We start from the raw sequence: 22221 nt of genomic DNA on the forward strand, positions 1-22221 counted from the left end.
TATGATTGTCTGTCAATTCGATATTTCTGCCCATCTCCATCTGCTCGAGTCTATTTGAGTAAAGCCATTCCATGACCTACGGTTAAGGCGCGACAGATCAAGCAGTCAATAGCATCTGTTTCACTCAACTTCGCTATCGACAGGTATGAGCATGAACAAGGATGCGTCTACGCAATACCCAATTGTTTTGATCCACGGCCTCTTCGGCTTCGACAAAATCGCCGGTTATCCCTACTTCTTCGAAATCAAGGAAGCACTGGAGCGAGAGGGTGCCACCGTGTTTGCCGTGAATATTCCAGCAGTAAACGGCAATGAGGAACGCGGGGAAAAGCTGCTGGAACACGTTAATCGCATATTGCGCGAGACGGGCGCAGCCAAGGTCAACCTTATCGGCCACAGCCAGGGCCCGCTGGCGGCGCGCTATGTCGCCGCGCTGCACCCGGAAAAGGTCGCCTCGGTCACCTCGGTCAGTTGCCCCAACCATGGTTCCGAAATTGCCGATCAGCTGCATAAGGCATTAACCCCCGGCGAACTACCGGAAGCGCTGGTACTGGCGCTACTAGGCGCGGTCGGCACCTTTATCTCGCTGCTCAGCGGACATCCGCAAAACCCACAGGACCCTCAGGCTGCTTTCGAATCGCTGACCAGCGCCGGACTGGCGACGTTTAACAAAAAATACCCACAAGGGGTACCCAAACAATGGGGCGGTGAAGGTAACGAAGTCGAAAACGGCGTGTATTACTATTCCTGGAGCGGCATCGTGCAGAACTTCCAGAGCCTGCAACCCCTCGATCCGTCACATTTGAACTGCATCGTGCTGTCGAAGCTGTTTTACAAGGAAAAGAACGCCAACGATGGCTTGGTCGGGCAGTACAGCTCGCATCTGGGCAAGGTCATTCGTTCGGATTACCCGATGGACCACTTCGACGCCGTCAACCAGCTCGCCGGAATCACCAGTTGGAACGTCAGCCCGGTTCGTCTCTATCTTGAACACGCTGCACGGCTCAAGGACAAAGGCTTGTAAGGCGCAAAAAAATGGCCCGCTGCAATAGCGGGCCATTTGCAAAACATGCAGCGTGACTTATGGCTCAAGACCAATGCGGAAGAATTCGCCGCCGCTCCATACGCCTAGCCAGCGCTGACCGTCGATTTCACGGCTGACCGCCAACTCGACCAATTGATAGAACACGTTGCGGTGGATCAACGCTTCGAGATTAGTGCGCACATGCACATAAGGCGCTGGCTCTTGCGTCGCCGGATCGATCTCGACCCGGATCGGATGCTCAGTCCCCGCCTCGGCAGTCTCATCGACGTTGGTGGTGAAGCGCAAAACCTGCGCCTCCCCTTCCCCTTCAACCTCGACCGCAATCGCCACGAACGGCGCGTCGTCGACCTTGATCCCGACCTTCTCGACCGGGGTGATCAGAAAGTAATCGTCGCCGTCGCGGCGCATGATCGTCGAGAACAGCTTGACCATCGGCTTGCGCCCGATCGGCGTACCCAGGTAGTACCAGGTGCCGTCACGGGCAATGCGCATGTCGATGTCGCCGCAGAAGTCCGGGTTCCACAAGTGCACCGGCGGCAAGCCTTTGGTTTTGGGGATCTGTCCCAACAGGTCATTGGCTTTTTGCGGGCCACTCATGGCGTACTCCTTGAATTACTGGTCGCTGACACCTAACAGGCTGCGTGCGTATTGGGCAAGCGGCGGGCCGATCAGGTCTTCGGGTTTGTTGTCGTGGAACGTCAGTAAACCGCCACGACTCTTGATCCGTGCAGTATCAATCAAATACTGGGTGCTGGTCTCGATCAACATGATCTGAATCACGCCGCCGTCGATGCCGAGGCGATCCACAGCTTCCTGGTCAAGCCATTCATCGGAGTTGCCGATGCGGTCGTCAGCCTTGGCAAACCGCGTGTACAGCAGATAGTGCGCACCGGCATCACGGGCTTCGCCCATTGCCTGATCGAGGCCTTCCGGCGCACGGGCGCGGCGAACCATGGGGAAGTATTCGACAAAGCTCTTGAACGCTTCTTCGGCGACCACGTTCGGCCGTGGGTAGGAACCGCCCGGCGGCGCAAACGCCCCCTGAGCGATATAGACAAACGAATCCGGCTGAATGCGGAAGTTATTCACCCGACGGCTATCGCTGTGATCCAGCAAGCCAGCATCGCTCATCTGGTAGCGAGTGCCTTCGGCCATATCGCTGACAGTCATACAGCCGCCAAGCGCCAAAACGGCCAGCAGCAAAACCAGGCTACGCATCCTATTCCTCCAGAGGCCGGTGACGGAAAACCGGCGAATGGCCGTTGGATGCAGCTTTTGCGCCAGTCCTTGAAAATGTGCAGGTATCGAATTTGAAATGACGCCCCAAAGGCCAGAAATGAAGCCTTTGTGGCGAGGGAGCTTGCTCCCGCTCGGCGGCGCAGCCGTCGTAATTTCGGTATCTATGGTGAGCCAGGCAGAATCAGGAGGATGGTTTTGGGGTCGCTGCGCAACCCATCGGGATAAATCCCCTCACCACAATCAGCCGCCGATGATTTTCATGACTGTCGCGCCGCCGGAGAACGCCACCTCCTGCTTGTCGCCCAAGGCTTTCACCAAGAGACGTTGCAACGCAGGCAGCGCCTGGTGGCGCGGCTTGTCGAGCAGATCGCCGACATAGTGGCGGTTGCTCGACGACAGGCAACCATGCAGCCAACCGGTCGACGACAGGCGCAAGCGTGAGCAAGTCCTACAGAACGGTACGCTTTCGTTGGCAATCACGCCGAAGTTGCCCAGACCGGGGATCGCGTAGCGCACGGCCGTAGCGTCTACGGGTGCATCGGTTTGCGCGTACTCGTAGCGCTCGCCGATCAGCTCAAGCAATTGTTGCAGGCTGACAAACTGTTGCAGGAACGCATTGGAGTCTTTGGCCAGATGCCCCATGCGCATCAGCTCGATGAACCGCAATTCGAATCCGCGCGCGAGGCAGTAATCGAGCAACGGCATCACCTGATCGAGGTTCTGCCCGCGCAACGGCACCATGTTGACCTTGATCTTCATCCCCGCCGCCGCGGCCTTATCCATGCCGTCGAGGACGGTGGCCAGGTCGCCACCACGGGCGATGCTTCGGAATGCCGCAGCGTCGAGGGTATCGAGGGACACGTTGATCCGACGCAGACCGGCATCCACCAGCAGCGGGAGTTTTTTTGCGAGGAGTTGGCCGTTGGTGGTCAGACTGATGTCTTCGAGGCCCATCTTGCCGACGGCGGTCATGAACGATTCGAGTTTGGGGCTGACCAGCGGCTCACCGCCAGTGATGCGCAAACGCTCGATGCCGGCAGCTTCGATCAGATATTCGACGCCGCGCGCCATGGCTTCGGCCGACAGTTCATCCTGCGCAGCCACCAGCCGCTTGCCGTTGGGCACGCAGTAGGTACAAGCATAATTGCAGGCTGAGGTCAGGCTGATCCGCAAATTGCGAAAACGCCTGCCTTGACGGTCAACGATCATGATCACTCCGGCGAAAGAATTTCGAGCCGCTAAAACTTGACTCACAAATCAAGTTTTAGCAAGCCCTATGCCTGAGTATATTCCTGCGGTACTGCGTCATGTAGCGAAATAATGGCGCAATAAGGCAGCTGAATGGCTCAGCTGCTAGGCGTTTCCGGGTCGCGCTTGCGCTTGTTGCCCATCCGCACGCCAATGTCCATCAGGAATTGGAAGAAACCTTCCTGATCTTCCAGCACATTGCTCCAGAACGGCGAGTGATACAGCGCAACAGCGCCGTGCACCAGCGCCCAGGACGCGCAGTAATGGAAGTACGGCGGCACGTCTTCGAGCTTGCCTTCACTGATACGGCCCTTGATCAGCAGGGTCAGGCGTTCAAAGTTCGAGGCACGGATCTTGTGCAGCTCCTCGACCATTTCCGGCACCTGATTGCCCTTGACCACCTTCTCTTCGAGACGATCAAACAGGCGATAGCGCTGAGGGTCACGCATGCGGAATTCGAAGTAGGCGCGGGACAGCGCTTCCTTGTCCTTGTCGACATCGGCCGAATGCAGCAGCTCGTTCAAATCGCGCTCGTAATCGAGCATCAGCCGCAGGTAGATCTCGGCCTTGGACTTGAAGTGCTTGTAGATCGTGCCTTTGCCGATACCGACGGCATCAGCAATCATCTCGACGGTGACACTGTCTTCACCTTGGTCGAGGAACAGCTTGAGCGCGGTATCGAGAATTTCTTGCTCGCGGCGACGAAATTCACGGACCTTACGAGGTTCTTTGTGCATAAGAAAAGGTCTGAAGGGTCAAAATTCGAAGCCGCGTATTATGCCTAACTTGCGCAAAAATGCACGGATCATCCGACCATATCTGTGTTTCTTGCTCGTTTTGAGAACGTTTTGGGCGCAATGAGAACTCAACTGAAGCAAACGTATTCCAAATTTGTTTAAAAACCCCGACCGGCCAACTGGACTGCACGCCAGACTGATCAATACTTGAACTGTCGGTCGACATCTCCCCCAAGTGTCGCGCCGATAAAGGTACCAAAGGACCGCGTGCCTTTGTTTTACTCCTAATGGTCTTAACCCGGATTCACCCCCCAGAACCCGGGTTTTTTTTGCCTGCGATTTGGCCGCCCGTTACACGGCAGATTTAACACTGGCCAACGGAAACAGGCGCTTGAAGTTTTCGGTGGTCTGCTCGGCGAAGCGCTCGTAGCTTTCACCGCGCAACATCGCCAAAAATTCCGCCACTTCGCGCACGTACTGCGGCAGGTTGGGTTTGCCGCGATAAGGGATAGGCGCCAGATACGGCGAGTCGGTCTCTACCAACAGGCGATCAGCCGGGACCTTGCTCGCGACATCGCGCAGGGCATCGGCGTTGCGGAACGTGACAATCCCCGACAGAGAAATGTAATAACCCATGTCCAAAGCGGCTTTGGCCATGTCCCAGTCTTCGGTGAAGCAATGCAGCACACCGGCCTGGGGCAGCGCCGCTTCGCGCAGCAGTTCAAGGGTATCGGCACGCGCGCCGCGGGTATGGATGATCACCGGCTTACCGGTTTGCTGCGCCGCTTGCAGGTGCAGGCGGAATGACTCCTGCTGCAACTCGGCGGCTTCCGGTTCGTAGTGATAATCCAGACCGGTTTCACCGATCGCCACCACTTTCGGATGATTGAGTTCGTGCAGCAGCCAGTCCAGTGCCGGGGCTGCACCCGGTTGCACATCCAGTGGATGCACGCCAACCGAGCAATCGACGTCGTCATAACGCTCAGCCAGGGCTTTGACGTCGGCGGCGTTGTCGGCACTCACGCCGATGCACAGAAAGTGCCCTACGCCGCGCTGCCGGGCCGCATCGAGTGCAGCATCCAGCGAGCCGTCATGGGCGGCAAGGTCGAGGCGATCAAGGTGACAATGGGAATCTACGAGCATAAAAATACGGCTACTTACATCGTATGAGTAGGACGGTCGGACTTGAGGGCTCCGGCCAGATGGGTTTCGATGCGACTGCGAGCGGTGTTGTCGCCATCGTTGAACTGCACGCCGACACCGGCGGCGCGGTTGCCTTGCGCACCTTTGGGGGTGATCCAGGTGACCTTGCCGGCCACTGGAATCTTCTCCGCCTCGTCCATCAGGTTGAGCAGCATGAACACCTCATCGCCCAACTTGTAGCTCTTGTTGGTCGGGATGAACAGACCACCATTCCTGATGAACGGCATGTAGGCGGCGTATAGCACCGACTTGTCCTTGATGGTCAGGGACAAAATGCCGTTACGCGGCCCGGGGCTGACGGGTTCATTCATGATGACCTCCACTGCTGATGCTCAGAGTCTAGGTACACATTGTTATCTTTGGCCAGGCAATCCCGCCCATTGCACCAACAACGCTTCCAGCAACAAGGCCGGGTTGAGGTTGGCCTTGCTCATGACTTTCTGCCGCTGGGCGAGAATCCAGTCCTGAATCTCGAGGACTTTGCCCTGTGCCGTTTTCTGCGCGAGGTACTGCACGACCTTGCGCATATCAGTCAGCCCCAGGCCTGCCTCATCCTGAGTCAATTGATAGCGCAGGATCAGGCTCGACCAGTCGCAGAACCAGTCAAACAGACGCAGCATCGGGATGGTTTTCCATTCCTCGGCCAGTTGCGTCGGCGACTGCTGTTGCTTGAGCAACTTCTTCACACCCTCGACCACCTGCGCACGCTGTTCACGCACGCCTTGCGCTTGCAGACTGACCGCCATCAACGGCGAACCGGCGGCCAGCGTCAGCAACTCGACGCGCTCCTCAGCCGAACAGTCCGGCAGCGCCTGAGCCAGCCACTGCAGGCTCATCGCTTCACTCGGCAGCGGACAGGCCTGTTGCACGCAACGGCTCTTGATGGTCGGCAGCAAACGACTGGTCTGATGGCTGACCAGCAGCAAAACGGTATCGCCGGATGGCTCTTCAAGGCTTTTCAGCAAGGCGTTGGCGGCGTTGATGTTCATCGACTCGACCGGCTCGATCAACACCACTTTGCGCCCGCCCAATTGTGCGGTCTGCACCACGAAGCTGACGAGATCGCGCACCTGGTCGACCTTGATCGCCTTGTCGGCTTCCTCTGGTTCGAGGATGTAATTGTCCGGATGGCTGCCGGCCTTGAGCAGCAGACAGGATTTGCACTCGCCGCAGGCTTGCGGCGTCGGACGCTGACACAACAGGCTTGCCATCAAGCGCTCGGCCAGCGCCCGCTTGCCGATCCCGGCGGGGCCATGCAGCAGGTAGGCGTGCGCGTGCTGACTACGCCCGGCCAGTTGCTGCCAGAGGCTGTCCTGCCATGGATAGGCCTCAGCCACGGGCCAGCTCCAGCAAGTTCGGGAGCAAGGTATCCAGCGATTGTTGAACCTTGGCCAGTGGTTGACCGGCATCGATGCGCACATAGCGCGCAGGATCGGCTTCGGCACGCTTCAGGAACGCACTGCGCACAGCTTCGAAAAACGCCCGTCCTTCCAGTTCAAACCGATCCAGACGGCCACGGGCACTGGCGCGGGCCAGGCCGATTTCCACCGGCAGATCGAAAATCAGCGTCAGGTCCGGACGCAGGTCGCCCTGCACGAAGGTTTCCAGCGTGGCGATACGCTCCAGCGACAAACCACGACCGCCACCCTGATAGGCATAAGTCGAATCGGTGAAACGATCGCACAGCACCACCGCGCCACGGGCCAGCGCCGGGCGGATCACTTGCGCCAAGTGCTGAGCGCGGGCGGCGAAGACCAACAGCAGTTCAGTGTCCGGGTTCATCACTTCGTCGGCCGGAGCCAGCAGCACGTCGCGAATTCGCTCGGCCAGCGGCGTACCGCCGGGCTCACGGGTCAACAGCACTTCGATACCGGCGCTACGCAGACGCTCGGCGAGGTATTCACGATTGGTGCTCTTGCCGGCGCCTTCCGGGCCTTCCAGGGTAATAAACAAGCCAGTCACAGGCAGTCCTTAATCAAAGTCATTGCGTGTTTTGTGGGGCGGCGGTTTCCGGAGCGGCTGCAGGCTCCTGAGGCGCAACCTGTGGCAGCGATTCCGGCGCGGTGTCCGGGGATGCCGCAGGAATCGCTTGATCAGTCGCCGGAGCCGCTTCGGGCGTCGTGACCGGTGCCGGGCTGGAGCGATAATCAGCTCGCCGCTTGAGTTGGTACTCACGCACCGCACTGTTATGCGCATCGAGATCGTCGGAGAACACATGGCTGCCGTCGCCACGCGCGACGAAATACAGGCTGGTGCCTTCCACCGGATTCAGCGCCGCATGAATCGCTTCACGCCCGACCATTGCGATCGGCGTTGGCGGCAAGCCAGGAATCACGTAAGTGTTATACGCCGTTGGCTCTTTCAAATGCGCCCGGGTCAATTTGCCGGTGTAACGGTCACCCAAACCGTAGATCACTGTCGGATCGGTCTGCAACTGCATGCCCAAGGCCATCCGCCGCACGAAAACACCGGCAATCTGCCCACGCTCCTGGGGCACGCCGGTTTCCTTCTCGACCAGCGAGGCCATGATCAGCGCTTGATACGGCTCGCTGTAAGGCACATCAGCCGAACGTTTTTCCCATTCACTGGCCAGCACTTCATCGAGCCGATCGAAAGACTTTTTCAGTAATTCGGCATCGGACATGCCACGCACAAAGCGGTAGGTGTCGGGGAAGAAACGCCCTTCCGGAAACAGGCCCTTATGGCCAATCTTTGCCATGACATCGCTGTCGCTCAAACCTGTGAGGGTCTGCTCGATCTTTTCGTCCTTGGCCAACGCGGCGCGCACTTGATGGAAATTCCAGCCTTCGACCAGGGTCAGGCTGTACTGAACCACTTCGCCGCGTTTCCACAAGTCGATCAGACTGTTGACGGTCATGCCTGGCTGCATGCGGTATTCACCGCTGTGGATCGGCGTGCCGGCGAGGTTGAAACGCCAATAGACCCGAAGCCAGAACGCGTCCTTGATGACGCCATCGGTTTCCAGTCCAAGGAGAGTACGGGTTGGGGTCGAGCCTTTCGGCACATCCAGCAGTTCTTCCTGCGTGATGTTCAGGGGCTGTTCCAGCGCAGAATTAATCTTCCAGGCGCTGGCGCCCAGCAGCAGCCCTGCCAGAACCAATCCGGTTTCCAGCAGCAGCAAGAGTTTACGTCTCACGAATCAGGCATCCAGTAGGGCGCGGGAAATGGTTTGCAGTTTACGGGTGAGCGGGCCAACCGACCAGCTCAGTGCAGCGTAGGCGCGTACCGGCCAGACGCCATACACGCTGTTGCAGAGAAAGACTTCATCAGCCCATTGCAGTTGTTCGAGGTTGATGTCGGCAATTTGCGAGGGGATCGCCAATGACTCGGCCTGAAACAAAATTTCGGCGCGCATCACACCCGCGACACCGCAGCGTTTCAGATCCGGGGTGATCAACACACCGTCACGCACCAGGAACAGATTGCTGAACACCCCCTCAATGACGCGACCGGCCTGGTCGAGCATCAAGCCTTCGGCATGCTCGCTGTCCTGCCATTCGGCGCGGGCGAGGACCTGTTCCAGTCGGTTGAGGTGTTTCAGTCCGGCGAGCAAAGGCTGATGGCTCAAACGTGTGCTGCACGGAAACAGGCGTACACCTTGTTCGCCGTGAACGGCGGGATAGGCCGCAGGAGGATTGCTTTGCAGAATACGTCGCCCCGGCGCCGCAGGATCGGGCGCGTAACCACGCAAACCGTCGCCACGGCTGAGGATGAGCTTGAGCACGCCCTCGCCCATCGCTGCCGCGTAGCTCAGCAGCTCCTGGCGAATCAGTTCGATATCCGCCGCGATGGCCAGACGCAAACAGCCGTCGGCCAAACGCGCCAGATGGCGATCCAGCAACAGCGGCTGGCCGCCGCGCACGGCGATGGTCTCGAACAGACCATCGCCATAAGCCAGGCCGCGATCTTTCAGCGACAGAGCGTCAGCCGGTTGACCGTCGACCCAGCTGTCCATCAGCCGGCGAACCGACGGAACGCCAAGGTGCCGTTCGTGCCGCCAAAACCGAAGGAGTTGGACAGCACGACATCGATGTCCATGTTGCGCGCAGTGTGCGGCACGAAATCGAGATCGCAGCCTTCGTCCGGCTCTTCGAGGTTGATGGTTGGCGGTGCCACCTGGCTGTTGATTGCCAGCACACTGAAAATCGCCTCTACCGCGCCCGCCGCACCCAACAGGTGACCGGTCATGGACTTGGTGGAGCTGACCGCCAGTTTGTACGCGTGGTCGCCGAATACACTCTTCAGCGCATTGGCTTCAGCAAGGTCACCGGCTGGCGTCGAAGTACCGTGGGCGTTGATGTATTGCACTTGATCGGCGTTGATCTTCGCATCGCGTAGCGCATTGGTGATGCAGCGCGCTGCACCGGCGCCGTCGGCAGGTGGCGAGGTCATGTGGAACGCGTCGCCGCTGGTACCGAAACCGATCAACTCGGCGTAGATGGTCGCACCGCGAGCCTTGGCGTGTTCCAGCTCTTCGAGCACCAGAGCACCGGCACCGTCGGACAGCACAAAACCATCACGGCCCTTGTCCCACGGACGACTGGCACGGGTCGGCTCATCATTGCGAGTCGACAGTGCACGGGATGCGCCGAAGCCGCCCATACCGAGACCGCACGCGGCCATTTCGGCACCGCCGGCGATCATCACGTCGGCTTCGTCGTACATGATGTTGCGCGCCGCCATGCCAATACAGTGCGTACCGGTGGTACATGCAGTGGCGATAGCGTAGTTAGGCCCCTGTGCACCCAGATGGATGGACAGGAAGCCGGAAATCATATTGATGATCGAGCCTGGCACGAAGAATGGCGAAATTCGACGCGGACCCGTCTCATGCAGAGTACGGCTGGTTTCTTCGATGTTGGTCAGACCGCCGATACCCGAACCCATGGCCACGCCAATGCGCTCACGGTTGGCGTCGGTGACTTCCAGACCCGAGTTGCGAACCGCCTGAAAACCCGCTGCGAGACCGTACTGAATAAACAGGTCGAGCTTGCGTGCTTCCTTGACCGACAGGTATTCCTCGACATTGAAGCCCTTCACCGAGCCGCCAAAGCGGGTGGAATAGGCAGAAAGGTCGGTGTGTTCGATCAGACCAATGCCACTGCGGCCAGCCAGAATGCCCTGCCAACTGCTCGGCACATCCGTGCCCAGTGGCGACAACATACCCATACCGGTGACTACGACGCGTCTACGCGACACAGCACTCTCCTTTTTTCAAATGACGACGACTTTGCATCAGGCCTAAAGAAAAAACCGCACGCCATGATGGCAGTGCGGTTTTTCCATGACAGCAAACAACGATTACAAACTATTACGCCTGGTGGCTAGTAACGTAGTCGATTGCAGCTTGTACAGTAGTGATCTTTTCAGCTTCTTCGTCAGGGATTTCGGTCTCGAATTCCTCTTCCAGAGCCATCACCAGCTCAACGGTGTCAAGGGAGTCGGCACCCAGGTCTTCAACGAAGGAAGCAGTGTTAACCACTTCTTCTTCTTTAACGCCCAGTTGCTCGGCAACGATTTTCTTGACGCGCTCTTCGATGGTGCTCATACCTTGTTTTCACTCCTAATGGACAAATTCAGGCAGCTGGCCAGTGGGTAAGTGTATAGAAAGACTTTTCAGCTTTTCAACTGAAAGCTTCACTCCTCAAACCCTGCGGCCCTCTGCCTATAAATAGATTGCAGCTTTATAACGGATTTTAGACAGCTCGTATGACATTTTTTTGAAGCAATCCGTCACATTTTACTTACATGTACATCCCACCGTTCACCGGGATTGTAGCCCCAGTGACGTATGCCGCACCGTCGGATGCAAGAAAAGCGACCACAGAGGCGATCTCTTGAGCTTGTCCCAGACGACCCAGCGGAATCTGCGTCTGCAAGGCTTCACGCTGTGCTTCCGGCAGCTCGCGGGTCATATCGGTGTCGATGAACCCTGGGGTTACCGAGTTGACCGTAATCGAACGCGAACCGACTTCACGCGCCATTGCACGGCTGAAACCTTCCAGACCGGCCTTGGCGGCTGCATAGTTTACTTGGCCAGCGTTGCCCATTGCACCCACCACCGAGCCAATACTGATAATTCGGCCCCAACGCGCCTTGGTCATGCCGCGCAGAACGCCCTTGGACAGGCGGAATAGACTGTTCAGGTTGGTATCGATCACGTCGTACCACTCATCGTCTTTCATGCGCATCATCAGGTTATCGCGGGTGATACCGGCATTATTGACCAGGATCGCCACTGGCGCACCGAACTGTTCCTGAATGCTCGCCAACACCGCGCTGACCGATTCGTCGCTGGTGACATTGAGTTCCAGGCCAGTGCCTTGAATACCGTTTTCCTTCAGGGTCGCGGCAATGCGCTCAGCGCCCGAAGCGGAGGTCGCGGTGCCCACTACGATGGCGCCCTGACGACCCAGTTCCAATGCGATGGCCTGGCCGATACCGCGGCTTGCACCGGTGACCAGTGCAACCTTACCTTGCAGACTCATGCAAGTTTCTCCTGATTCAGGCTTGCGCTGCACGAGCGGCAGCGAAAGCGTCTGGGGTATTGAGGTTGGAAGTCGCAACGCCTTCGGCGCAACGTTTGTTCAGACCGGCCAGCACTTTGCCCGGGCCGCATTCGACCAGATTGGTCGCGCCCTTGGCGGCCAGCGTCTGTACCGACTCGACCCAGCGTACTGGCTTGTAGAGTTGCTCGAGCAGATCACGCTTGAGGGTTTCCAGATCGGCCGGCACTTGCGCGCTGACGTTCTGCACCAGCGGAATCTGCGGCGCCTGCCAGTCGATGGCGGCGATGGACTCGGCAAAACGCTCGGCGGCCGGGCGCATCAGCTCGCAGTGCGATGGCACGCTGACCGGCAGTGGCATGGCACGCTTGGCGCCACGCGCCTTGCAGCCTTCGATGGCGCGCTCTACAGCAGCCTTGGCACCTGCGATAACCACTTGGCCTGGAGAGTTGAAGTTCACCGCGCTGACCACTTCGCCTTGCGCTGCTTCAGCGCAGGCTGCCAGCACGTCTGCGTCTTCCAGACCGAGGATGGCAGCCATGCCGCCCTGCCCGGCCGGAACAGCTTCCTGCATTAACTGACCACGGCGCTCAACGAGCTTTACCGCATCAGCCAGCGTCAGGCTACCGGCAGCAACCAGTGCACTGTATTCACCCAGGCTGTGACCGGCAACGAATGCCGGACGCGCGCCACCTTCAGCCAGCCACAGACGCCACAGAGCGATCGAAGCGGTCAGAATGGCCGGTTGGGTTTTATCGGTTTGATTGAGCAGCTCTTCCGGGCCCTGCTGGGTCAACGCCCACAGGTCATAGCCCAGAGCATTGGATGCTTCTTTGAAAGTTTCGAGGATCAGCGGATGTTGCGCGCCCAACTCGGCCAGCATGCCGAGGGACTGCGAACCCTGTCCTGGAAAGACGAATGCGAGGGAAGCAGACATGTAACAAGCCCCTAATGATCTTGTCGCCGGAAAATGACGCCCCGCTTGGGGACGCAAGAAACTGACAGTTGGATGGCCCTTTGAACCGGGCGGTCACATTTAAGCATTGTCCGACGAAAACGCCTAAGACAACAAATCCCCCAGACGACCGTGGAGGCGCTCGGGCAAGTTCTCCTGAATCTCGATCAGCGCACGCTGAATCGCACTCTGAAAGCCCTGAACCCCGGCCGAACCGTGACTTTTCACCACAATGCCCTGCAGACCGAGGAAGCTTGCGCCGTTATGTCGCGCCGGTGCCAGATCAGCCTGCAAACGCTTCATCAATGGCAACGCCAAAGCGCCAACAACACGGGAGGCGAAGTTCTTTTTGAACAGCGCCTCAATGCGCGCAGCGATCATCGTCGCCAGCCCTTCGCTGGACTTGAGCAGGATGTTGCCGACGAAACCGTCACAAACCACCACGTCAGCCTCACCGCGATACAACCCATCACCTTCAATGAAGCCGATGTAGTTGATGCCTCGGGCGGCCTGCAGCAGCGTCGCCGCCAGCTTGACCTGCTGATTGCCTTTGATGTCTTCGGTGCCGATATTCAGCAGCGCTACACGCGGACGGGCGATACCCAGCGTCTGCGCCGCCACAGAGCCCATCACCGCGAACTGCAACAGATGTTCGGCACTGCAATCGACGTTGGCGCCCAGGTCGAGCAACTGGCAATAACCCTTCTGCGTCGGAATCGCCGCAACCATTGCCGGCCGGTCAATGCCTGGCAAGGTTTTCAGCACAAACCGCGACAGGGCCATCAACGCACCGGTATTGCCAGCGCTGACACAGGCCTGAGCTTTGCCATCACGCACCAGCTCAAGGGCGACACGCATTGACGAGTCCGGCTTGCCACGCAAGGCCTGGGTCGGTTTTTCGTCCATGGTGATGACTTCGCTTGCCGCAACAATCGTCAGGCGCGCGCGATCGGCAGCCGATTGGCCGTTGATCAGTTCTTCGAGAAGGGAGGGTTGACCGACGAGGGTCAGGTGCAGCGAGGGCGTAGCAGACAGGCAAGCGAGGCTGGCCTGAACAATGCTGCGGGGACCGAAGTCCCCGCCCATTGCGTCAATCGCGATGACTTGAGCAGACAAGTGATTACTCGTCAGCGCCCTTGTCGATCACTTTACGGCCACGGTATACGCCTTCTGGCGATACGTGGTGACGCAGGTGAATTTCACCGGTGGTTTTTTCTACAGACAGAGTGCTTGCCGTCAGGGCGTCGTGCGAACGACGCATGTCACGGGCAGAGCGGGATTTTTTGTTCTGCTGAACAGCCATAATTGATTAACTCCTAAACGTTTGGGTCACGCTTTAACTGCGCCAATACACTGAACGGGTTGGACCGCGTTGACTCGTCCTCGCTCGGTTCGGGCTCATCGAGACCCGCCGGCTGCTGGCATTCTTCCGGATGATGAGCAGGCACGATAGGCAAGGCGAGCAAAAGCTCCTCCTCGACCAGTGACTGCAGATCCAATGGATCTTCGCCCAGTTCCAGCACGTCATAACCTTTCGGTAACGACTGGGTATTCGCACCCTCCTTCACCACAGCGTAACTGCATTCGCTATGGATCGGCAGGGTGACCAGCTCAAGACAACGCTGGCAAACCATTTTGACCTCGGTGTCGATAAAGCTGTGGATTACCACAGATTTACGTTCATCTCGTTCAAAAACGAATTTCGCCTGCACCGTACCGACATTGTCGGAAAGCGGGTCGCAGAGTCTCTCCAAATCGGCCAGCAGCATTTCACCTTGAAGGGTGGTGCCACGGTCAGCCAATTTGCGCGGGTCAACGTGAGGTGGAATCGGGTCATTCAACATAGGCGCAGCATTATAGGGATGCACCCACCCATGTCAAAGGAAATTGTGCCCTGTCCGTCACTTGCGTGCCTCCGCTAGAATTCATACCTGCCTCAGGAGACGCGAATGTTGCCTTTATTACTCGCTTCAAGCTCGACCTATCGTCGCGAATTACTCGCCCGCCTGCACCTGCCGTTCGTCTGCAGCTCGCCGGACATCGATGAAAGCCACCGCCCGGGCGAGTCCGCCACCGAACTGGTCAAACGCCTCGCCGAACAAAAAGCTCGAGCCTTGGCTGCCAGCCACCCCGCTCATCTGATTATCGGCTCCGATCAGGTTGCCGTACTCGGCGAGCAGATCATCGGCAAGCCACACACCTTCGAGAAGGCCCGCGAGCAACTGCTGGCCGCCAGTGGCGCCAGCGTGACCTTCCTGACCGGCCTGGCACTGCTCAACAGCCACACCGGCCAATGCCAGGTCGACTGCGTGCCGTTTACCGTAAACATGCGCCAGCTCGATCAGGCGAGCATCGAACGTTATCTGCGCATCGAGCAGCCGTACGACTGCGCCGGCAGCTTCAAGGCTGAAGGGTTGGGGGTGAGTCTGTTCCAGTCCACCGAAGGCCCGGATGCCACCAGCCTGATCGGCCTGCCACTGATTCGCCTGATCGACATGCTGCTGGCTGAAGGCGTGCAGATTCCATAAAGCAAAAGATCGCAGCCTGCGGCGTTTCCTACGGGTTTTTACATTCCCATGTCGGAGCTGCCGCAGGCTGCGATCTTTTGATCTTTACAACGAATCAGCGCAACGAAGGCCCGTGGAAACCCATCCACATCGCCAACTGCTCAGCCACGCTGGCACCGAGCTTTTTCGAGAAGCGGTCGAACGGCGATTCCTGAACAGTGAAGTCCACCAGTTCTTTCTCGCCAATCACATCACGCGCTACCGAACTGGCGTTACCCAGGCCATCGATCAAACCCAGCGGCAGCGCCTGCTCACCCGACCAGACCAACCCGGAAAACAGCTCCGGATGCTCTTTGTCCTTCAGGCGATCGCCACGTCCCTGCTTGACGCTGTTGATGAACTGCTTGTGCGTGGTGTCGAGCACGCTCTGCCAGAACGCGGTTTCTTCAGGCTTCTGCGGCTGGAACGGATCGAGAAACGACTTGTGCTCGCCCGAAGTGTACGTACGACGTTCAACACCAAGCTTCTCCATGGTGCCGACAAAACCATAACCAGCCGCCGTCACACCGATGGAGCCGACCAGACTGGCCTTGTCGGCGTAGATCTGATCCGCCGCGCTGGCGATATAATAGGCACCGGACGCACCCAGATCGGAAATCACCGCATACACCTTGATATCCGGGTGCAGGCCGCGCAGACGTTTGATCTCGTCATAGACATAACCCGATTGCACCGGGCTGCCACCCGGGCTGTTGATCCGCAGGATCACACCCTTGACCTTCTTGTCCTCGAACGCCGCGCGCAGGCTGCCGACGATATTGTCGGCACTGGCCGACTCCTTGTCGGCAATCACACCAGTGACGTCGATCAGCGCGGTGTAGTTAGAACTACGAGTGGCGCTTTTCTCCATATCCATCAACGGCGTGAACAGGATCAGCGCAACAAACAGATAAACAAACGTCAGCAGCTTGAAAAAAATCCCCCAACGCCGCGAACGACGCTGCTCCTGCACACCGGCAAGCAGAGTTTTCTCCAACAGCTTCCAGCTCTTCTCGTCACCGCCGTCGGCACTTGCCTTGGCCGGTGCTTTCCATTCGTCGGTCATGCCATCCACCCCAGCAAAAACGTATTAAGCCTGCTGCGCCAGCCAGGCATGCAATTCAGAAAAACGGTCGATCGACAGGCGCGGTTCGAACTGCTGCAGCGACTCGATCGATTGCGCGCCATAACTGACCGCCACCGAATCCATCCCGGCATTACGCGCCATCAGCAGATCGAACGACGAGTCACCGACCATCAGCGCCTGCTCCGCACGCACACCACAATGCGCAAGGATCTGCTCCAGCATCAGAGGGTGCGGCTTGCTCGCAGTTTCATCGGCAGCACGGGTGATATCGAAATACTCTTCCCAGCCATTGGCCTTGAGCACGCGATCCAGCCCGCGACGATTCTTGCCGGTCGCCACAGCCAGGTGATAACCCTGCTCGCGAAAGGACGCCATCGACTCGACGACGCCCTCGAACAACGGCGAAGGCACGGCTTCGGCGGCGATGTAGTGATCGGCGTAATACTCGCGGAACAAGGTCATTTCGGCGTCGCTGATTTCCGGATACAAGGTGCGGATTGCCTCAGGCAGACCCAGACCGATGATGCCTTTGACAGCAAAATCATCGCGCAACTCGAAACCGGAGCGCCCGGATGCAGAATGCATCGCCTCGACGATCCGATGGATGGAATCGGCCAGCGTGCCGTCCCAATCGAAAATCAGCAGTTTGTAATCAGATGGGCGCACTCAATCGCTCCACGGTCTTGGCCCACATTTCATCGACCGGCGCCTGCAAGGTCAGCTTGCCGCCATCGGGCAGCGGCACGGTCAGCATGTAGGCGTGCAGGAACAGACGCTTGCCACCCAGATCGCGGATTTCCTTGGTGAAACCCTCGTCGCCATACTTGCTGTCGCCGGCAATGCAATGGCCGGCATGCAGAGTGTGGACGCGAATCTGGTGGGTACGACCGGTGACCGGCTTGGCCTCGACCATGGTGGCGAAATCACCGAAGCGGCGCAGCACCTTGAACATTGTCAGGGCTTCCTTGCCTTCTTCGTTGACCTCAACCATGCGCTCACCGGAACGCAAATTGCTCTTGAGCAATGGCGCACTGACCTTCTTGATCGAGGTCGCCCAGTTGCCGCGCACCAGCGCCATGTAGCGCTTGTCGATACCATCGCCGCGCAACTGCTCGTGCAAGTGGCGCAACATGCTGCGCTTCTTGGCGATCATCAGCAGACCGGAGGTGTCACGGTCGAGACGGTGCACCAGCTCCAGCTCTTTGGCGTCGGGACGCAACTGACGAAAGGCTTCGATCACGCCAAAATTCAAGCCGCTGCCGCCGTGAACCGCAATGCCGGCGGGCTTGTTGATCACGATCAGGGCTTTGTCTTCGAAGACGATCGAGGCTTCCAGGCGCTGCAACAGCCCCTGAGCCAATGGCACTGGTTCGTCGCGCTCAGGCACGCGAACCGGCGGCACGCGCACGATGTCACCTGCCTGCAGCTTGTATTCGGGCTTGATCCGACCCTTGTTCACACGCACTTCGCCTTTGCGCAAAATGCGGTAAATCAAAGTCTTGGGCACGCCTTTGAGCCGGGCGAGGAGAAAATTGTCGATTCGTTGGCCGGCATACTCCGGCGAGACTTCAAGCAGTTGAACGCCTGGAGTCGAAGGGGCAGTAGTTGTCATGCCGCGGATGATAACAATTTTTATGGAATTGAAGCACTTAATCATTGCTGCTATAGTCGCGAACGCCGCCAAAAGCGGCCTGGACAGCGGCACTACGGTCAAAAACCGGCCCTGACCAACGCAATTCACCAGGACGCGAGGCCGTCCTACGGGGCTTTCGCTACGTAACGGTGGAGTTTGCAGTTGTAACGAGCGCAGGTGACATGAGGCCTGAATTACACCGCCGAGCAGAGTTTTTACTCGCCTGGCAGGCAGATATTCACGGCCAGTTCACAAAGTGCAGTCAGCTGCAAATGACCCCGAGCGAAGGTTTCGGAAACACCGCCTGAATTAGCCATGATGCGTGACCTCCCCTTTCGGAGCTCACGGTAAATGCCAACCCGCTGCGGATTCTGCGCGCGGCAGCACCCGAATTATCAGGGATACGTGTAGGGTGGAGATGCACAACCGCCGGACTGTGTAGCAATAGGCTTTATCAAGACGCTTCATCTCGTCCACAGCCGCTGGTTGATTCCTCCTCCTGACTGAGTGCTTAAGTAGCCACAGCAAGCAGGACGCGTACGTCGCGACATCGGCCCAATTGGCCGCATATCGCTGGACACGGGAATGGCCAACCACTCCCGACGCACCTGACACCGACCGTGAGAAGTCGTGTGTGCCGAACGCCGTTTCCGGCAGCCCGGAAACCGACGGTACTACATGAAAAGAATGCTGATTAACGCAACTCAACCCGAAGAGTTGCGTGTTGCACTGGTAGATGGCCAACGCCTCTACGACCTGGATATCGAATCCGGTGCACGCGAGCAGAAAAAGGCCAACATCTATAAAGGCCGTATCACTCGCATCGAACCAAGCCTTGAGGCTGCCTTTGTCGATTTCGGCTCTGAGCGCCATGGCTTCCTGCCCCTCAAAGAAATCTCTCGCGAATACTTCAAGAAAGCCCCTGAAGGCCGCGTCAACATCAAGGACGTCCTGAGCGAAGGCCAGGAAGTCATCGTTCAGGTCGAAAAAGAAGAACGTGGCAACAAGGGCGCAGCCCTGACCACCTTCATCAGCCTGGCCGGTCGTTACCTCGTGCTGATGCCGAACAACCCACGTGCCGGCGGTATCTCCCGTCGCATCGAAGGCGAAGAGCGCAACGAACTGCGTGAAGCGCTGAACGGCCTGGTTGCACCAGCCGACATGGGTCTGATCGTGCGCACTGCCGGCCTGGGCCGCAGCAGCGAAGAAATGCAGTGGGACCTCGACTACCTGCTGCAACTGTGGACCGCTATCAAAGAAGCGTCGCTGGATCGTTCCGCGCCTTTCCTGATCTACCAGGAAAGCAACGTGATCATCCGCGCCATCCGCGATTACCTGCGCCAGGACATCGGCGAAGTGCTGATCGACAGCGTTGAAGCCCAGGACGAAGCCCTGACCTTCATCCGCCAGGTGATGCCGCAGTACGCCAGCAAGATCAAGCTGTACGAAGACAGCGTGCCGCTGTTCAACCGTTTTCAGATCGAAAGCCAGATCGAGACCGCTTTCCAGCGCGTCGTTGAACTGCCTTCCGGTGGTTCCATCGTCATCGATCCGACCGAAGCCCTGGTGTCCATCGACATCAACTCGGCGCGCGCCACCAAAGGCAGCGACATCGAAGAAACCGCTCTGCAGACCAACCTTGAAGCCGCCGAAGAAATCGCCCGTCAGTTGCGCCTGCGCGACATCGGCGGCCTGATCGTCATCGACTTCATCGACATGACTCCTGCCAAGAACCAGCGCGCCGTGGAAGAGAAAGTCCGCGAATGCCTGGAAGCCGACCGCGCTCGCGTGCAGATCGGCCGCATCTCGCGCTTCGGCCTGCTGGAAATGTCGCGTCAGCGCCTGCGTCCATCGCTGGGCGAAAGCAGCGGCATCGTCTGCCCGCGTTGCAACGGCACCGGCATCATCCGTGACGTTGAATCGCTGTCGCTGGCCATTCTGCGCCTGATCGAAGAAGAAGCCCTGAAAGACCGCACCGCCGAAGTCCGCGCTCAAGTGCCGATTCCGGTTGCCGCGTTCCTGCTCAACGAAAAACGCAACTCGATCACCAAGATCGAACTGCGTACCCGTGCGCGCATCGTCATTCTGCCGAACGATCACCTCGAAACCCCGCATTTCGAAGTTCAGCGTCTGCGTGACGACAGCCCGGAAGCCGCGACCAACCAGTCCAGCTACGAAATCGCTGCTGCCGCTGCCGAAGTCGAAGAAGTTCAGCCTGCCGCTGCGACCCGCACCCTGGTTCGCCAGGAAGCCGCGGTCAAGACTGCCCCGGCCCGTGCCAACGCTCCGGTTCCGACTGAAGCTGCCGCCCCTGCTGCACCGGCGCCTGCGCCAGTTGCCGCGCCAGAACCAAGCCTGTTCAAAGGTCTGGTGAAGTCGCTGGTCAGCCTGTTCGCTACCAAAGAAGAGCCAGTGGCTCCGGCCGTGGTTGAAAAACCGGCTGCCGAGCGTCCGGCCCGTAACGAAGAGCGTCGCAACGGTCGTCAGCAGAGCCGCAACCGTAATGGTCGCCGCGATGAAGAACGCAAACCGCGCGAAGAGCGTGCGCCACGTGAAGAACGCGCCCCACGCGAGCCGCGTGAAGAGCGTCAGCCACGCGAAGCCCGCGAAGTTCGCGAGCCGCGTGAAGCCCGTACCGAAGCTGCACCGGCCGCTCGTGAAGAACGCGCGCCACGTGCACCGCGTGAAGAACGTGCACCACGTGCTCCGCGTGAAGATCGCAAGCCACGTGGCGAGCGTGAAGAACGTGTACGTGAACTGCGCGAGCCTCTGGACGCCGCTCCTGCCGTGACCACCGAGGTGGCTGCTGAAGAGCGTCCGGTTCGTCAGCCACGCGAAGAGCGCGCTCCGCGTCCGCCGCGTGAAGAGCGTCAACCGCGCGCCGAACAGGCCGCTGCTGCCGTCGCTGAAGAAGAAGTGAACACCAACGAAGAGCAACTGCCGGAAGACGGTTCGGAGAGCGCCGAAGGCGATCGCCCACGTCGTCGTTCGCGCGGTCAGCGTCGTCGCAGCAACCGTCGTGAGCGTCAGCGTGATGCCAACGGCAACGTGATCGAAGGCTCGGAAGAATCCGAAGCCGGCGAAAACGCTGAAGCGCCAAGCGCCGCCGATCTGGCTGCTGGCCTGGCCGTAACCGCTGCTGTTGCCAGCACCGTGATCAGCGCTCCGGCCGAAGCACAAGCCTTTGAGCAAGCCGAACGCGCCACCGCCGCCACTCTGGAAACCGCTCCAGTTGAAGCGCCGGTTGTTGAAGCAACGACGCCAGTAGACGTAGTGGCTGCTCCGGAAGTCGAAGTGGCACCGGTTCGCGAAGCTCAGCCTCAGGTTGAAGTCGCTGCCGAGCCTGCCTTCGTCGCCCCGGCGCCAGTTGTGGTCGCCGAGCCGGCGGTTGAAACCGTCGCTGAAACCGTCACCGAGACCGTGCGTGAAGTTCGCGAAGAACAGACCGCTTTCAACTGGGTTGCCGAGCCGACTGTCGCTGAAACTCCAGCGCCTGCATTCGAAGCGCCAGTGGTTGAAGAAGCCAAGGTTGCCGAACCTGCTCCAGCGCCAGTCGCTGAAACACCGGTTGTCGAGGCACCCGTGGTTGCCGAAGCACCTGCCCCAGTGGTTGACGCCGCTCCGGTCAGCGCGCTGACGCCAAGCGGTCGTGCGCCAAACGATCCACGTGAAGTGCGTCGTCGCAAGCGTGAAGAAGAGCGTCTGCAGAAAGAAGCCGAACTGGCTGCCGCTGCTGCTCCGGTTGTTGCCGAACCAGCCGCTGCTGAAGTAATCGAGGCAACCCCTGCCCCGATCGCTGAAGAAGCCGTGGTTGAATCGGTGATCGCTGAAGCGCCACGCTCCGTTCAGGACGCGGCAGAGCATCACCAAGAAGCCCAGGAAAAAGAACACGAGCCTAAACCTCTCGTCTGATTCCAAAAGCTGTTAAAAAGCCCCGCCCGGTGAAAGCCTGGCGGGGCTTTTTTATCCATCCAATTCGAGCGTCACCGAAACCATTGTGG

The 22221-nt window shown here is 58.9% G+C and carries 23 protein-coding genes; 3 read left to right on the top strand and 20 right to left on the bottom strand.

Features of this window, described 5'->3' with window-relative positions:
• The first annotated feature begins 151 nt into the window (after positions 1-151).
• Positions 152-1024, top strand: a complete 873-nt coding sequence (locus tag JFT91_RS10800) for a lipase family alpha/beta hydrolase (protein ID WP_201232380.1) — start codon at positions 152-154, stop codon at positions 1022-1024.
• Between the two features lie 57 nt (positions 1025-1081).
• On the opposite strand, the gene JFT91_RS10805 is transcribed toward JFT91_RS10800, so the two are convergent.
• From JFT91_RS10805 to JFT91_RS10885, 17 genes are all read right to left on the bottom strand, one after another.
• Positions 1082-1642 carry a DUF1285 domain-containing protein gene (locus JFT91_RS10805; protein ID WP_201231005.1) on the bottom strand — a complete coding sequence of 187 codons (561 nt, stop codon included), beginning with the start codon at positions 1640-1642 and terminating at the stop codon, positions 1082-1084.
• Between the two features lie 15 nt (positions 1643-1657).
• Positions 1658-2263 carry a DUF4823 domain-containing protein gene (locus JFT91_RS10810; protein WP_201231006.1) on the bottom strand — a complete coding sequence of 202 codons (606 nt, stop codon included), beginning with the start codon at positions 2261-2263 and terminating at the stop codon, positions 1658-1660.
• 261 nt (positions 2264-2524) lie between these two features.
• Positions 2525-3493: a GTP 3',8-cyclase MoaA gene (locus JFT91_RS10815; RefSeq protein WP_201232381.1), complete on the bottom strand. Its 969-nt coding sequence runs from the start codon at positions 3491-3493 to the stop codon at positions 2525-2527.
• A gap of 137 nt (positions 3494-3630) precedes the next feature.
• Entirely contained in the window at positions 3631-4269 is a 639-nt protein-coding gene (locus JFT91_RS10820) for a TetR/AcrR family transcriptional regulator (protein WP_007908276.1), read from the bottom strand.
• Between the two features lie 351 nt (positions 4270-4620).
• A complete protein-coding gene (locus JFT91_RS10825; RefSeq protein ID WP_201232382.1) occupies positions 4621-5412 on the bottom strand; it encodes a TatD family hydrolase in 792 nt (263 codons plus the stop codon).
• A 14-nt stretch (positions 5413-5426) separates the two neighbouring features.
• Complete coding sequence (locus JFT91_RS10830; RefSeq protein WP_201146507.1) at positions 5427-5783, bottom strand: PilZ domain-containing protein; 357 nt, start codon at positions 5781-5783, stop codon at positions 5427-5429.
• Between the two features lie 42 nt (positions 5784-5825).
• Positions 5826-6809 carry a DNA polymerase III subunit delta' gene (locus JFT91_RS10835; RefSeq protein WP_201232383.1) on the bottom strand — a complete coding sequence of 328 codons (984 nt, stop codon included), beginning with the start codon at positions 6807-6809 and terminating at the stop codon, positions 5826-5828.
• On the bottom strand, positions 6802-7434 hold the full coding sequence (tmk, locus tag JFT91_RS10840; protein WP_201232384.1) for a dTMP kinase: 633 nt from the start codon (positions 7432-7434) through the stop codon (positions 6802-6804). The genes JFT91_RS10835 and tmk overlap by 8 nt, the downstream gene beginning before the upstream one ends.
• A gap of 19 nt (positions 7435-7453) precedes the next feature.
• Positions 7454-8629 (bottom strand): endolytic transglycosylase MltG, encoded by a 1176-nt coding sequence (gene mltG, locus JFT91_RS10845; RefSeq protein ID WP_201232385.1) that lies wholly within the window; start codon positions 8627-8629, stop codon positions 7454-7456.
• 3 nt (positions 8630-8632) lie between these two features.
• Complete coding sequence (gene pabC / locus JFT91_RS10850) at positions 8633-9448, bottom strand: aminodeoxychorismate lyase (RefSeq protein WP_201232386.1); 816 nt, start codon at positions 9446-9448, stop codon at positions 8633-8635.
• Positions 9448-10692 (bottom strand): beta-ketoacyl-ACP synthase II, encoded by a 1245-nt coding sequence (gene fabF / locus JFT91_RS10855; RefSeq protein WP_201231014.1) that lies wholly within the window; start codon positions 10690-10692, stop codon positions 9448-9450. The genes pabC and fabF overlap by 1 nt, the downstream gene beginning before the upstream one ends.
• 112 nt (positions 10693-10804) lie before the next feature.
• Positions 10805-11041 (bottom strand): acyl carrier protein, encoded by a 237-nt coding sequence (gene acpP / locus JFT91_RS10860; RefSeq protein WP_003175607.1) that lies wholly within the window; start codon positions 11039-11041, stop codon positions 10805-10807.
• Between the two features lie 196 nt (positions 11042-11237).
• Complete coding sequence (gene fabG, locus JFT91_RS10865; RefSeq protein WP_008086267.1) at positions 11238-11981, bottom strand: 3-oxoacyl-ACP reductase FabG; 744 nt, start codon at positions 11979-11981, stop codon at positions 11238-11240.
• A gap of 16 nt (positions 11982-11997) precedes the next feature.
• Positions 11998-12936 carry an ACP S-malonyltransferase gene (gene fabD, locus JFT91_RS10870; RefSeq protein ID WP_201232387.1) on the bottom strand — a complete coding sequence of 313 codons (939 nt, stop codon included), beginning with the start codon at positions 12934-12936 and terminating at the stop codon, positions 11998-12000.
• A gap of 123 nt (positions 12937-13059) precedes the next feature.
• Positions 13060-14070, bottom strand: a complete 1011-nt coding sequence (gene plsX / locus JFT91_RS10875) for a phosphate acyltransferase PlsX (RefSeq protein ID WP_201146500.1) — start codon at positions 14068-14070, stop codon at positions 13060-13062.
• Positions 14071-14074: 4 nt separating this feature from the next.
• On the bottom strand, positions 14075-14257 hold the full coding sequence (gene rpmF, locus JFT91_RS10880) for a 50S ribosomal protein L32 (protein WP_008152339.1): 183 nt from the start codon (positions 14255-14257) through the stop codon (positions 14075-14077).
• A 13-nt stretch (positions 14258-14270) separates the two neighbouring features.
• Entirely contained in the window at positions 14271-14798 is a 528-nt protein-coding gene (locus JFT91_RS10885; RefSeq protein WP_160059012.1) for a YceD family protein, read from the bottom strand.
• Positions 14799-14903: 105 nt separating this feature from the next.
• On the opposite strand from JFT91_RS10885, the gene JFT91_RS10890 reads away from it, so the two are divergent.
• Positions 14904-15482 carry a Maf family protein gene (locus tag JFT91_RS10890; RefSeq protein ID WP_201146499.1) on the top strand — a complete coding sequence of 193 codons (579 nt, stop codon included), beginning with the start codon at positions 14904-14906 and terminating at the stop codon, positions 15480-15482.
• Positions 15483-15576: 94 nt separating this feature from the next.
• Here JFT91_RS10890 and sppA read toward each other — a convergent pair whose 3' ends face one another.
• From sppA to rluC, 3 genes are read right to left on the bottom strand one after another with little or no spacing between them, the layout of a single operon-like run.
• The gene (gene sppA / locus JFT91_RS10895) at positions 15577-16566 is read right to left on the bottom strand and encodes a signal peptide peptidase SppA (protein ID WP_201231018.1); all 990 of its coding nucleotides are present in this window, start codon (positions 16564-16566) and stop codon (positions 15577-15579) included.
• 24 nt (positions 16567-16590) lie between these two features.
• Positions 16591-17253: an HAD-IA family hydrolase gene (locus tag JFT91_RS10900; protein WP_201231019.1), complete on the bottom strand. Its 663-nt coding sequence runs from the start codon at positions 17251-17253 to the stop codon at positions 16591-16593.
• The gene (rluC, locus tag JFT91_RS10905) at positions 17240-18199 is read right to left on the bottom strand and encodes a 23S rRNA pseudouridine(955/2504/2580) synthase RluC (RefSeq protein WP_201232388.1); all 960 of its coding nucleotides are present in this window, start codon (positions 18197-18199) and stop codon (positions 17240-17242) included. The genes JFT91_RS10900 and rluC overlap by 14 nt, the downstream gene beginning before the upstream one ends.
• A 699-nt stretch (positions 18200-18898) precedes the next feature.
• Between rluC and rne the strand changes: the two genes are divergently transcribed.
• Positions 18899-22132, top strand: coding sequence for a ribonuclease E (rne, locus tag JFT91_RS10910; protein ID WP_201232389.1), 3234 nt, complete (start codon positions 18899-18901; stop codon positions 22130-22132).
• The last annotated feature ends 89 nt before the right edge of the window (positions 22133-22221 follow it).

It is taken from the genome of Pseudomonas sp. TH08 (assembly GCF_016651275.1).
Classification (GTDB): Bacteria; Pseudomonadota; Gammaproteobacteria; order Pseudomonadales; family Pseudomonadaceae; genus Aquipseudomonas.